Source organism: Thermosyntropha lipolytica DSM 11003 (genome assembly GCF_900129805.1).
In the GTDB taxonomy this organism is placed as follows: domain Bacteria; phylum Bacillota; class Syntrophomonadia; order Syntrophomonadales; family Syntrophomonadaceae; genus Thermosyntropha; species Thermosyntropha lipolytica.
The window spans coordinates 1-13898 of sequence record NZ_FQWY01000025.1; the positions used below are offsets into that span (position 1 = coordinate 1).

The window sequence follows — 13898 nt, forward strand, 5'->3', positions numbered from 1 at the left end:
TAAACATGAGTACCGCAAGTTCTGCGGGAATTAACGCCTGTGGAGATTGGCTCTGCGGCGGAACGGGAAACCGGTCTACGAGCACCCGGTCTATGAAACAGGAAGCCTGGAGTAGATATTTTTCTATGAAAGGTGGAACGGTAAGTGATGATGCTTGCCGGGAAGAAATTAAAAAGGCTTTTGCTCTGGCTTTGAAAAGAGTTCCTGCGGGAAGAACTGCGTAGGGCCCGCCAGGTTTTGCTGGATGAAAAACAGAAGGCGATTTTTTCGCTTCTATTCAACCTGGAGAAAAGAGATTTTCTTCAGGTTTTTTCTTTTTCTGGCCAGGTATAGGAAACGAGACTGGTTATCGGGTATTGTATACCAGGCATAAGACAGGAAGGAAATTATGCAGGTAAAGCGAATAATGACAAAAGGAAGAAAGAGGATAAGGTGCATTTTTTTATTATTTCGACAAAATAATTCAAAATATACGGGATACAGTATACGACAACAGAAATTTTCGGGAAAAAGATGCCACGAGTTAAAAATTTTTTGTATCGGCTGGGTTCATACTGACAGTAAGGTGTCAGTATGAGTTTTTAAAATTTTAATAAAGAAGTTGCCAAAAGGGGGGCTGGTTTTTGGAAAAGGATAAAGGAAGCCAGGAGATTAAAAGGTTTAAGAGAATGGTGCAGATTTTGGGAGAAGTACAGAAAAAAGAAGGGGAATGGAACTGGAAAGAGGGAGAAAAAAAGCTTAAGGAAGCAGAGGAAATTTTCAGGGATATTTCTGCTTCCTGGGAGACATACCGGGAAGAGCAGGCTTTGAGGTTGCAAGGGTTGCGCAGTATGGTGCTGGCTCCCGAATACGGGAAAAGGCTGGAAGAAGAGCTTAAGAAGAATCAGCTTGCGGTGGCAGGAAGCTTTCCGGAATATATGGTGCCTCCCTTGAAACTGGTTATTGATACGGCAAATATGGAAATAAGGGTTATGTACGGCAAAAAGAAAAAGGTTTTATATGCTTTAGAACCGGAAAAGGCAGCCCGGGAAATTGCGCAATACTGGCAGAAGATAACCCGGGGCAGGTTTAACCGCGAGGAGTTTGTGCAGGCTTTGCTGGCTGCTTATCAGTATGCCAACCGGGAGGTTTACCGGGAAAAGGAGGTATTGTGGGGCAGGGCGGTCCCCCTAGAGACTATATACAGTATCCTTACTTTACACCGGGGTTTCCGGAGGGAATACACCCGGGAACAGTTTATGTTTGACATTGCCCGGGTAAGGGAAAGTCTGGGAGCCGGAATTGCAGGTTATCGGCTGGAGTTTGGCTATGCCCGCCATCAGGAACGGGCAATGGTAGTGATAGACAGCCAGGGCCGGGAACACCGGCTAAAGAGTATTAATTTTTACAAGGAAGGGGAGGAATAACTGTGCTTACGGAAAGGGATTTAGCCTGTTTACGGGAAGGCAAGCCGCCTTCTGATCCCCAGGTTTTGGAGGAAATGACTCTGGGTTATGAACTTTGGCCTTATCTGGTCAAGGAACATTACCTGGACTTTTTTATAAAAGAAGGAGGAAGCAAGGTAAAGATCCTGGTAGGAAAAGAAGGCAGCGGGAAAAGCCATCTTTTAAAACTTATTGAGGTGGATGCCCGGCAGCAAGGTTATGAAACGGTGAGTTTTTCGCTGCGGCAGGATTTTTTTAAGTTTAATGATATGGTTTCTCTCTACCGGATGGTAGCGGAAGGTATAGATGTAAAAGCTTTAAGCCGGGATTTGGCCAGGCAGTTTGCAGTTTTTATGGGTTATCAGGATGTTTATGATGGGACGAAAACCGTGTATGAACTGATGGTAGAGGGAGGAATTCCCATTAATGAGGCCAGAAGGGAATTTATAAGAGGGGCAGCCTCTTTTGTGAAAAAGGCTGATTTGCCTCCGAGTTTTCAAAGTTTTGTTTATTCTATGCTGAAAGCCATGCTGGAATCAGAAGAAGAATGTGAAGCCCTTCTTGCTATAGCCGGGGAATGGCTGCAAGGGAAAAATTTGAATCGCAATGAGAGGAGCAGGATCCAGGCTTTTGAGAAACTAAACAAAGGCAATGCCCGCAGTTGGCTGGATGCCCTGGTAAAAGTGCTGGTTTTAGCTGGCAGAAGGGGGTTGGTTTTGCTTATTGATGATGGTGAGGTTATAGCAGATATAAATCCGGAAACCGGCCGCCATTATTATACCCCCGGGGCGGTGAAGGATGTTTGTGAGATGATAAGACAGTTTATTGATGACGGTGATCTTTTACGCCATCTTTTTATCGTGATAGCTGGACGCCCGGAAATGCTGGAAGATATGAGACGGGGATTTAAGAGTTATGAGGCCCTCTGGATGCGTATCCAGAGCGGGCTTACCGGGATTGACAGGTTTAATTCTCTGGCTGATGTGGTGGAAGTAGACAAGTATTTTAATCTTTTGCTTAAGAAATATGAGGTGAAAAACGAGCTTAATATGAGGCTGCAGACAGTCCTGAAAAAAGCTGGTTTTAAAAGAAGGATGAAAAAAGGGCTTGAACTGCCCCAAACAGGCTCGCTTTTGAAGGATACGGTGATGGAAGTGGCCTGGCTGGCAACTAGAGAATAGAGGAGGGATTTTATGCCTAAGCTGGGGGAAACAGATAGAAGGGAAAGATTTAAGGCTATGCAGGTGGTGGAAGCTCTGCGCTCGGGAGTGCCTTCCCGCTATTCTACCCGCTTGTTACCGGATTTGCGGGAGGAGCTGACAGATAAGATAAAGGAAGATTTGGAGGTTTTTGCTGCCGGTAGGATACCGGAGGGGAGGATTATATGGGGAGAGTACGGACAGGGAAAAACCCATGTTTTAACTGCTATTGAACATACTGCTTTAGATATGGGGTTTGCGGTTAGTATGATTTCTTTGAGCCGGGAAGTATCAGGTCAGAGATTGGATACTTTTTATGCCCGCGCTGCTCAGCGCATAAGGACTCCGGATTCTTCGGTTTATGGCATATATAATCGTCTGGCTTCGACCAGGCTGTCTAGTTTGGCCGGTACTCCCATGTATGAAAAGAAACGCTATGTCCACGAATTGCCGGTTATAGTGCTGGAAGAATTTATGGCTTCTGATCCCGAAGAACAGGAACTGCTCTATTCTGACCTTATGGGAGTAAGGATTGCTATGCCGGAACTTAAAAATATATATCGCCGCAATCACGGGCAGCCTTTTCCCCGGCTGGAACAGAACTTTAAACCGCGGGACCATATGACAGCCTATCTGGGGCTTATGGCTGATCTTATAAAGTTTTGCGGCTATAAGGGATGGGTTATATTAATCGATGAGCTGGAACTGATGGGAAGGCTGGGAAGGCAGTCGCGGCTTGCTGCTTACAGGAATTTGTACTGGCTTTTGAATATAGGTGGAGAACATGAATATCCTATCTATGTAGTAGCAGCTGCTGCCAGCCGCTTGCAGAGCGAACTATGGTATGCCGAACGGAATAATGACCGGGATAATATACCTGAAATAGCTGGGGCAAGACTGCAAGACTGGGAGAAGATTGGAAGAGGAAGATGGAATACTTTTTCCGGTGGGCAGTAAGTGAACATAATCCTACGGTAAAGCCGGTTAAGAAAGAAAAGCTGCTTTTTCTGCTAAAACAGGTAGTCGATTTGTACCAGGCTGCCTATGGAAAGAGGCTGAAGGTAGACCTGGAAGATATCCTGGAAAGATTAGGTGAGACTACAGTAAGAACCTATATAAGAGGAACCCTGGAGGTTTTAGATCAGCTCTATCTTTATGATGCGTATGAAGTGCCGCAGGCAGAAAGTTTGGAGGAAACGGTTTGGCAGGAAGAAGAGGATTTTTTCAGCGAAGAAGATTTAGCTTTATAGAATAACAGGCGGAAGGGAGATAAAGGAATGTATAGGGAATCGAGAGGGGAAAGGGAAAACCGCAGACGAGAAAATTTTGTTCCCAGGGATTTTCGTTCTAAAAGGCATTTTATGGAGATAAGAAATGAAGTTTTAGATTTTTTCGGCGTAGAAAAGGGACGAGAATGGCTTTTCTGGGCTCAGCTGGATACTCTGATTGAAAAGAGCTGTCTTTTTACCGGAGAAATAAGACCTAAATGGCTGGAGGAAGGGTTAAGAGAATTTTTCCCGGAAAGGGAATGGCAGGGAGTACCGCAGGAAATTATGGATTATGCCCGGGAGGAGAAAATGCATTTTTTGATATACAAGGATAATGGGGTAGAGAAAATACAAAGCGAGGCTTTTTTGTTTAGACTCCTGGTTGATACAGCTTATAAGCTGGTTTTTGTTCATAAGCCTATAAGGGAATATAAGGAATTACAGGATAATGTGCTTCAGTTTATAGAGGCCAAAGTTCCAGCCGATTTATTAAACAGAGAAGAAGTTGTTTTAAGGGTACAGAAGTTTAATCGCCTTTATTTACCTAATTTAAGTGCAGATGAAAATGCCCTGGCTGCGGTTTTTAGTCCGGGAGTGCCTGTTTGGGAGAAAATATTTGAAGAAGCGGCGGAAGAATACAGTAAGAGAAGGGGTCTGGCTGCAGCCGAGGGCCAACAAAAAGCAAGAGTTCGAGATATAAAAGAAACAGGAGAAAGCAAGCAGGAAGCGGTTTTTATGACGGTAGAGGAGGATACAGCTGGAAAAATAGGGCATGACGCTGCCGGGGTAAAAGGACCGGAGGAAGAAATAGGCAAAGAGGAGGCAGAAAAAGATATAAGCCGGGAAACGGATATTTTGCTGGAAAAGTATGAAACTACGATAAGCCTTCTCCAGGAAGAGATAGAGGAATATAAGAACGAGTGCCTGGATTTGAAACGGGAAATAGAAAGTTTATATGCATATGCCGGACAGCGTTATGAAACAGCAGTAAAAGATATTATTTTTATCCTTAATAAACCTGAATATGGGCATGTATTAAGCCAGCTGTTTCTTTTTGCCTATACCGGCAAGGAATTTTCCCTGGAAGATATCCGGCTTTTGCTGCGCAATTTTTTTGTGGCTCTGGAAAAGGTGGGTATTAAAAGCAGCGATACGGATAGAATCGGGGCAAAAGAGGTATTTAAAGCCGAGGGCATAGGGATTGATTTTGTTGTGGATCGGGATGTAAAAGAGGCGCGGCAGATAACAGGAGAGATTGTAATGCCGGGCTGGAAATATAAAGGTAAAAATATTATTTTGCCGGTAGTTAGGGTAGAAGAGTAAAGGATGAGGAAATAGGGGGGAGATTTGTGGCTGATTTTTATCTGGGTATAGATTTGGGGACTACCAATACGGTAGCTGCTCTGGGCATAAAAAGAAGATCAGGAGAAGAGTTTTATCCTGAGGTTATTCGCATTCCTCAATACGATTCTAATAATGCCTTAACGGAGATGAGATATCTTCCTTCAGTATTATATGTTGACCATAATGGCCAGCGCATAGTAGGCAAGCGTGCTAAAGACATGAGATTTTACCAGTCAGGCAGGACTATAGCAAACAGTAAGCGTTATATAGGTCAGAGTTACAGATGGGAGATTGATGGGCAGGTTATTACTCCCTGTGATGTAGCGGCTGAGATTTTAAAGAGATGCCGCAGAGCTGCAGAGGAATATACAAGAAAAGAGATAAAAGGTGCGGTAATTACTGTTCCGGCTTCTTTCAACAATGATCAGATTTACGATACCATCAGGGCAGCTGAAATAGCAGGCTTTAATAAGGATGAAATTGTTATCCTTCCCGAACCTACTGCTTCGCTTATTTACTTTGTCAACAAGGAATCGGTAAAAGAGGAGAGCATAATCGATTTTTCCGCACCTCGGAGGATAATGGTTTTTGATATAGGAGGGGGAACCTGTGATATAGCAGTGGTGGAAGTGAGCCGCAAAGGCTTAAGTCTGACTTTCAGGGAACTGGCGGTCGGCAGATATGAAGAATTAGGAGGGATAGACTTTGATTTTTGGGCGGCTGATTATTTATTTCACTGTTTTATAAGGGAGCATAAAATTAATCCTGAACATTTAACAGATGAGGAAAAGGAGGAGATGTTCAACAAGCTGGTTGTTTTTGCCGAAGAAGCCAAAGAAAGTATATCTAGTCAGGTGATGATGAATTATCTGGATGGAAGGGAGGAAAAGGATGAAAATATTATTTTTCAAAGAACGGTACCAGAGTTTTATCAAAAAAGGCCTTATGAATTTGTAATCAGCAAAAAAGAATATGACCAGGCCACAGAACGCTTATACCAGCGAAGAAGTGAAAAGGTAAGAACAGAGAGGGAAGCCCGGGAAAGGAAGAATATCATTGATCCGGTTTATGAAACCTTATCTGCTTACCGGCTTACCCCTGAAGACATAGATTTTATATATATGACAGGCGGCATGTCGCGCTATCAGAAGCTGCAGAAAAGATTAGAGAAGGAATTTGGCAAGGGGATTTTTGTGGCTGATTCTCCTACGGAATCAGTAGCCAATGGAGCTGCTATCTACCATTATTACAATGTGGTTCAGGAAAGATTGCGTACGGAAATAATGAGAGATAACAGCAAACAGATTAAAAAAGATGACCTTAAGGAGATAAGCTATGACATAATAAATGTTCTGGCTGAAGCTATTATGATAGATGTTGAAAACGGTTTGCCGGAAGTTATAATTCCGGCACAAACTCCAGTACCTTATGAAGGTAAGCTGGAAAAAAGGCTTAAAACTACTTCTCCTTCGGGGATAAAGATAAATCTTTATGGAGGGCAGGATGCTTTTGACCCTCAAATGAGGATACAGAAGTCTTATGTGGCTAAATTTTCTTATCCGGTAGAAAGCGGTACAGCTATTGATGTGGAATATAAGATTGATAAAAATAAGATTCTAAGCATTACTATGAAAGTCAAGGATAATCCTCCTATTGAACTTACCATAGAACGTGATTTGCCGGTAGAAGAAAGGAGGTTAGATTATGCCTGGTGAAAGGATAAAGGATTTAAGAGAATTACAAAAGTACCGGGAAAGATTTAAAGAAAATGAATGGATAGATAGCCTGAGCCTTTTTAAGCCTACGGGGGCTAGGCTCATAGGAGAGGATAAAAATTTATTTATTTATCATTTTGACAGGAAGGATGTAGAAGATTTTCTCTACATTTATAGAGGAATAGATGGGACAAGGATAGATGAAGGTTTTGCAATTTTTTTTAAGGCAGAGCTTGCGGATAAGTGTGAGGAAATGAACCGCAAAAGGGTATGCCCGATTGAATGTATGTTATATGCAAGTAAAGCGATAAATAAATTTATTGCTAACCGCTATATATATGAATCTATTGCTGAAGTAGCTGCTGCCAATATGGTACAGTGGGAAGAAGAAGGGAAAGAGGTTGTAAGCCATATACTTCATAAGTGGCACTGGCTTCCGCAATTGAAAATAGCGATAGAAATTGTGCGTATTACCAGAGATATTGAACTTTTGAAACTGGTTTATCGAATTTATGGAATGGATGAGAGCTTGAAAACAGATGTTTTTAAAGCTTTAATCGAAAGCGGACACCGGGAGTTATTGATTTATGTTTTTAATATGGCCAGGAGGTTGCAGAAAAATACAGACAAGGATAGATATATGCTTAATCTTTGGGAGAAGAATTTTTATCGTTATATGCCGGAATCGGTAAATGATTTTGAGAACTTCCTTTCTTCTCCTGGAGTAAGCAATTATGTTTATAATCGTATAAATAATTTGTTAGCACAGTATAAAACTGCTGCGGGCCAGGAAAATAACCTGGCAAGAGATACCAAACAGCTGATTTTTGAACTTTCTAATAAAGCAAATCCGGGAAGCAGTTGTTCTTTTCAGGAGAGGGAGCAAGCTTTTGAAGAATTGATAGGCTATTTAAAAAATAAAGCCCTGCGCAAACAGGTGTTTTTTGCTCTGCGCAATACCAGGAGACCGGAGGCTGCTTTGTATATTATGCAAACACTTAAAAGTGGAGATTGCAAACCAGGAGAAATAAAAGATGCTCTGGTAACCCTGGGGTTTTTGAACTATAAAGATGATGACCATTTTTTGAGCCGCAATTTTTCATGTTTTGATATTGCTATGTGGACTTACTATTATCTGAGTGGCAAGGAGGAGTATTTGTCCCGTCTGATAGAACATTTTTTGGCCGGCAGTGAGGAAAGGGCCGGAGAAATAATCTCTTACCTAAATCAATTTTATGGGGGACGGAGAACAGAGATACAGAAAATTATTAATGAACAGTTTGTGACTATTCTGCGGGAGAGAAAGAATGAAGATATTATAAAAGCAGCAGATAATATAAGCCGCGCCCTGGATAAGTTGCAGATGAATGATCTGGAGGCATCTTTTGCCGAAATTTTCAGGGTTTTTGGCTTTGAAAATGAAAGTAGCTATGGCTTGCAGGAAGAAGAGGTTTTTTTAAGCCTGCTGGAAATGACAGGAAGGTATTATGTGAAGAATTTTAACAAAAAAAATGGCAAAAAACTGGAACGTTTTTTGTTCTATATAACAGAGAATTATGAGGGAAAAGTAAAGAATAAAGCTTTGAAAATTTTAAAATCGGTGGATCCAGGAGGAGTAGGAAAGTAGGTGGTGAAAGTGGAAAGGAACCACGAAGTAGATTGCATAAACTGGCAGAAGAAGCTGGAGATTTTGGCGGGAGGTGATTTTTCACCATATTACAAAGCATGGGCCTGGAAAAAGTTTTTGTTAGAGGGGGATGGGGAAGACCTAGATCTGCTTGTGGTTATGTATTATCGCATGCGCGATTATCAGCTGGCTTATTATTTTGCTCATCTGGGATGGGAAAGAAAGAAGAATTTTTTTTACAGGTTTTATGAGGTTTTATCTCTTCTGCAGCTTGGCTATTATGAAATGGCAGCAGATATTTTCTGGAATTCCTGGGAGCGTTTCTGTATGGAACTGGAAAATATCCCGGTTTGTGCAGCTGAGATTATGGATATGTTTGTTGTCTTCTTTTTCCCCTCAAATTCTCTTCCTGCCTGTATAAAGGAGTATTATGAACGCAATTCTAATAGGCCAGAAGTTATGCTTTATGCTCTGCAGGAAAAGATATTAATGTCGGAAAACTCAGGCCAAAAGAAAAAGTTGCTGGACTATATAGCCGATATCCTGGTTTATCAGCTGGATGGGAATAGAGCTTTGTACAACCATGCCTGCACTTTGATAGCCGTGTTTGATGAAAAGAGAAGGGAGCGTTATCTTTCCTATGTACTGGAAGAAGGATGGCTGGAACCGCTTGTTGGTGAGTATATTGGGGAAAGGGCATGGAGTCTAAATAACCGGGATTTTATAGGGACAAAAAAGGGGCTTATGCCGGATAAGGAGAAGATAAGGAACCAAACTAAATTTTATTATCAGGGATTAAAAGATGAAACTTTTGAGATAATTTCTTATCCCTGGTCTTATAATGCAGGAAGTATGCACATAGTAAAGGTGCAGGATAAAGTGATACTTTTTGATCTGGGTGATGCAGCAGGAGAAAGTAATGGTGGTTTACACATGCAGGATTTTTTAGAAGCAAATGGCATAAACTGGGAAGACCTAAAGGCGGTTTTTATAAGCCACGCTCATTTTGACCACTGGGGAAGTTTGGGGATATTAAAAGGAAAGAAGATACCGGTTTATTTAACCGAAGACACCTATAATCTTATAGGCAAGGTGGATCCTTCTATTTTTAGAGAAATAAACATCTGCCTGCTAAGGGAAGACAGGCCGGTAGTGATAGGTGATTCAATATCTGTAGAGCCTTTTGCTAACGGACATATACCAGGATCAGTAGGTTTTATTTTAGAGGCCGAAGGGAAAAGGCTTGTGTACACAGGGGATTTTTGTCTTCATGACCAGTTTACGGTTAGGGGGCTTGATTTGTCCTTTCTGAACCGAAAACCGGTTGATGTTCTTGTTATGGAAACGACTTATGGCTGTAAAGAGGCTAATGGCCTGAATTATGAAGACAACAGGATATTGTTGAGAAGGATGGTAGAAGAGCTGACAGAGGTAGGGATAAAGGTTTTGTTGCCTGCTTTTGCGATTGGCAGAGCTCAGGAAATAATAGCGGTTTTAGCTGATATGGATCATAGGGTGCCTGTTTTGCTTGCTGGACAGGCAGTGCCTGTTTTTTACTATTTTGTTAACAGGATAGCAGGGTTTAAGGAAAGAAGTTCTTATGTATCTGTTCTGTCAAGCAATGGTGTAGAAAGCAATTTAATTTTATATCCAGTTATAGTTGCAAGTTCAGGTATGCTCAAAAGAGGGACAACTTCCTACCATTATCTAGAGAAGCTTTTAAAGAGAGGAAAATTTGCCGTTATCCAGACAGGTTATATGGAAGAAGATGAAAATATAAGTTTTATAAAGGCTTTTAATGATTACAGGCTAGTCTGGCTTAAAGTTAATCTTTCTGCTCATGCTGGTTATGAGGATCTTCTACATATTTTGGAGTTTTTACAGCCTGAGAAAGCAGTTATGGTACATGGGGGAGGGTTGGAGGGTTTTTAGGTGATTTTAAAAAATACACAAACGATGAGCTAAAAAAGAATTAGTTAAAAAATTTTTTTCTCTGGTTGAATTAGCTTCCGACCAGGGATTTTTTATTGGGGGAAACCGGACGGAGAGAATTGTCAGAAAATTAAATTCTAAAAATATAAATTTCGAACATAAAAAATATCGAAATCGAGAAAAAAATAGTGTATAATATATAAAAATTTTGCCGTAAAAAGTATAGCCTAATTAGTTAGGGGAGAAAGGAGGTAGATATTGGAGGTAACTTGAAGGAGGCGCAAAGTTTGCTTTGAGCTTGAAGTTCCTGTATGTAGTGTTTTGTGAAAACCTGCAGGTGGCAGGGACATATAGTTATCGTCTAGTTGCAGGAAAATATCTTGGGGAAAGGAAGGTAGCAGATGAAGACGTATTTACAAAAGGCTAAAGCTTTATGGATAAGCTTTGTAAGCCTAGTGGCAGTTATTCTTACACCAGCCTTAGCTATAGCTAGTGAAGCCAATTTGGTACTTCCAGTTTTAGAACCAGATCAGAGCAAGCTTCTCATGATGGGATTGGCAGTATGTGTGCTGGGGATGCTTTTTGGTCTGTACCAGTATGCCAAGGTCAAAAAATATCCAGCTCATAAATCTATGCTGGATGTGGCAGAAACGATATATGAAACCTGTAAGACTTATCTTATTCAGCAAGGTAAGTTCCTCCTCATCCTTTTCCTATTCATAGGTTTGTGTATTGCTTTCTATTTTGGCTATCTGCAGCATACTGGAGTGAGCGGCGTTCTCTTTATCCTCATGTGGACTATTATAGGTATGATGGGATCATACCTGGTTGCCTGGTATGGAATCCGTATGAATACGGTGGCTAACAGCCGTACTGCTTTTGCCGGGCTGGAAGTAAAACCCACCAAGGTGTTTAATATCGCTATCGATGCAGGTATGAGTATAGGGGTTCTTTTGGTATCGGTAGAACTCATTATTATGCTCATCATCCTGCTTTTTGTACCCCGGGAACTGGCAGGTGCAAGCTTTATAGGGTTTGCCATAGGTGAATCTTTAGGAGCCAGCGCTTTGCGTATAGCTGGGGGTATTTTTACCAAGATTGCTGATATCGGATCTGACCTTATGAAGATTGTTTTTGGGATCAAAGAAGACGATCCCCGTAATCCCGGGGTTATTGCTGACTGCACCGGAGATAATGCCGGGGATAGTATAGGACCTACGGCAGACGGTTTTGAAACTTATGGCGTTACCGGAGTCGCTCTGGTTACCTTTATAGTACTGGCGGTAGCACCTGCTCTGCAGACTACGCTTTTGACCTGGATTTTTGTTATGCGCATACTTATGATAATAACTTCCGTAGTTGCTTTCTATATTAACAATGTTTTTACCCAGGCTAAATATGGGAACAGTCAGGATATGGATTTTGAAAAGCCGTTAACCAACCTGGTGTGGATAACTTCTCTTCTCTCCATTGCTGTTACTTATGTGGTAAGTTACTACATGTTAGGCCCTGTTTCCAACGCTGCCCCGGAACTGCAGGCTATATGGGTGGTACTGGCTACTATCATAAGCTGCGGAACCCTGGGAGCCGCCCTTATTCCTGAATTCACCAAGATATTTACCAGCCCCAAGTCAGCTCATACCGAAGAAGTTGTAAAAGCTTCCCGGGAAGGTGGACCATCTCTTAATATTCTTTCTGGACTGGTAGCAGGTAACTTCAGCAGCTTCTGGATTGGGATGGTATTTTTAGCTCTTATGTTTATAGCTTATGTAGCCAGCGGTTATGGTTTGGAAGCTATTATGATTTATCCCTCTATATTTGCTTTTGGTCTGGTAGCTTTTGGTATGCTGGGTATGGGGCCGGTTACGATTGCGGTTGACAGCTATGGCCCGGTTACGGATAATGCCCAGTCTATTTATGAGCTTTCGCTTATTGAAACTATTCCCAAAGTAGACAAGCAGATTGAAAAAGAATTTGGCTTTAAACCGAATTTTGAAAAGGCTAAGCATTTTCTGGAGGCCAACGACGGAGCTGGTAACACCTTTAAAGCTACGGCTAAGCCGGTGCTTATTGGTACTGCTGTAGTTGGTGCTACTACCATGATTTTCTCCCTTATTCTGGTTATTCAGAATGTACTGGGGGTTCAGCCGGAAAGTATTTTAACCCTGCTTAATCCCTACACCTTATTTGGGTTTATATGTGGGGGTGCGGTAATTTACTGGTTCGCAGGTGCCTCTACTCAGGCAGTAACTACCGGTGCCTATCGGGCAGTTGAATATATCAAGCGCCATATCAAGCTTGATACTACCAGTCAAAAAGCTGCTACCGAGAATTCCAAAGAAGTAGTAAAAATATGTACCCAGTATGCCCAGGCCGGTATGTTCAACATATTCATCGGGATATTCTCTTTTGCTTTAGCTTTTGCCTGCCTCTCTGCTCCCGTAAAAGGAGTGGATGCTGTATCCCTTTTCGTAGCATATCTTATCTCAATAGCAGTATTCGGTCTTTTCCAAGCAGTATTTATGGCTAATGCCGGAGGAGCCTGGGACAATGCCAAGAAAATAGTCGAAGTAGACCTTAAGGAAAAGGGAACTGAGCTGCATGATGCAACCGTAGTAGGAGATACGGTAGGCGATCCCTTCAAGGATACTACGGCAGTAGCTTTAAACCCGATTATTAAGTTTACCACCTTGTTTGGGCTTTTGGCGATGGAAATTGCTATTTCCCCTGCTTTCAGCAGCATGGCTACTTATGCGGGAATAGGCTTCCTGGTAATTGCTCTCATATTTGTATGGCGCACCTTCTACCGTATGCGGATTGAAAAGGCGGCCTAAAAATGTGATATTAAAAATCAGAGGGAATAACTGCTAAAGGTTATTCCCTCTTTCTTGTCTATTGGCTAAGCGAGTGCAGATTATGCTATGCGGTTTACCGGTACTCCCAGGGCGTTTTTAACCGGGCATATTTTAACACCTTGTTCGATAAGCTTTTCTATTTCTTCAGGGGTATAGGGAGCATCTACCTTTACCTGATAATTTATTTCTTTTACATTTCCCCCTTCGATTACAGCCTCAACTTTTACCTTGATGTCTTTTATTTCCATTCGTTTTTTTCTGGCCACAATAGCTATCATAGCGATTATGCATCCTCCCAGGGAAACAGGCAGCATCTGCAGCGGGGTAGGGCCTTCACCTGTCCCCCCACTGGCGACAGGCCAGTCCATCACTACTTTATAATCTTCTACTTGAGCTATACTTTTTATCCCGACATGCTGCCAGTTGACTTCGGTGGTTATAATATTATCTCCTGCCATGTAATTACCTCCTTGAATATAAAATTTTGCCTTTTTAAAATATGTTTGCTTTTATTATAAGCTTTACTGCAGTTAT

Annotated in this window: 11 protein-coding genes; 10 read left to right on the forward strand and 1 reads right to left on the reverse strand. The window is 41.8% G+C overall.

Features of this window, described 5'->3' with window-relative positions:
• The 10 genes from BUB92_RS11735 to BUB92_RS07590 all read left to right on the forward strand — a co-directional run.
• Positions 1–224 (forward strand): hypothetical protein (locus BUB92_RS11735; protein ID WP_207646679.1); only part of this gene is annotated, 224 nt, incomplete at its 5' end.
• 399 nt (positions 225–623) lie between these two features.
• Entirely contained in the window at positions 624–1406 is a 783-nt protein-coding gene (locus tag BUB92_RS07550; RefSeq protein ID WP_073092345.1) for a hypothetical protein, read from the forward strand.
• 2 nt (positions 1407–1408) lie between these two features.
• Positions 1409–2605, forward strand: a complete 1197-nt coding sequence (locus BUB92_RS07555) for a BREX system ATP-binding domain-containing protein (RefSeq protein WP_073092348.1) — start codon at positions 1409–1411, stop codon at positions 2603–2605.
• Between the two features lie 12 nt (positions 2606–2617).
• Entirely contained in the window at positions 2618–3580 is a 963-nt protein-coding gene (locus tag BUB92_RS07560) for a BREX system ATP-binding domain-containing protein (protein WP_073092351.1), read from the forward strand.
• Positions 3553–3873, forward strand: coding sequence for a hypothetical protein (locus BUB92_RS07565; protein WP_073092354.1), 321 nt, complete (start codon positions 3553–3555; stop codon positions 3871–3873). Before BUB92_RS07560 ends, BUB92_RS07565 begins: the two co-directional genes overlap by 28 nt.
• Before the next feature lie 27 nt (positions 3874–3900).
• Complete coding sequence (locus tag BUB92_RS07570; protein WP_073092357.1) at positions 3901–5214, forward strand: hypothetical protein; 1314 nt, start codon at positions 3901–3903, stop codon at positions 5212–5214.
• A gap of 26 nt (positions 5215–5240) precedes the next feature.
• Entirely contained in the window at positions 5241–6950 is a 1710-nt protein-coding gene (locus tag BUB92_RS07575) for an Hsp70 family protein (RefSeq protein WP_073092360.1), read from the forward strand.
• Positions 6940–8577 (forward strand): hypothetical protein, encoded by a 1638-nt coding sequence (locus tag BUB92_RS07580; RefSeq protein ID WP_073092363.1) that lies wholly within the window; start codon positions 6940–6942, stop codon positions 8575–8577. The genes BUB92_RS07575 and BUB92_RS07580 overlap by 11 nt, the downstream gene beginning before the upstream one ends.
• Complete coding sequence (locus BUB92_RS07585; protein ID WP_073092365.1) at positions 8578–10509, forward strand: MBL fold metallo-hydrolase; 1932 nt, start codon at positions 8578–8580, stop codon at positions 10507–10509. It abuts the gene before it with no gap.
• A gap of 401 nt (positions 10510–10910) precedes the next feature.
• Complete coding sequence (locus tag BUB92_RS07590) at positions 10911–13343, forward strand: sodium-translocating pyrophosphatase (protein ID WP_073092368.1); 2433 nt, start codon at positions 10911–10913, stop codon at positions 13341–13343.
• An 80-nt stretch (positions 13344–13423) separates the two neighbouring features.
• Here BUB92_RS07590 and BUB92_RS07595 read toward each other — a convergent pair whose 3' ends face one another.
• The gene (locus tag BUB92_RS07595) at positions 13424–13822 is read right to left on the reverse strand and encodes an OsmC family protein (RefSeq protein WP_073092371.1); all 399 of its coding nucleotides are present in this window, start codon (positions 13820–13822) and stop codon (positions 13424–13426) included.
• Between the last annotated feature and the right edge of the window lie 76 nt (positions 13823–13898).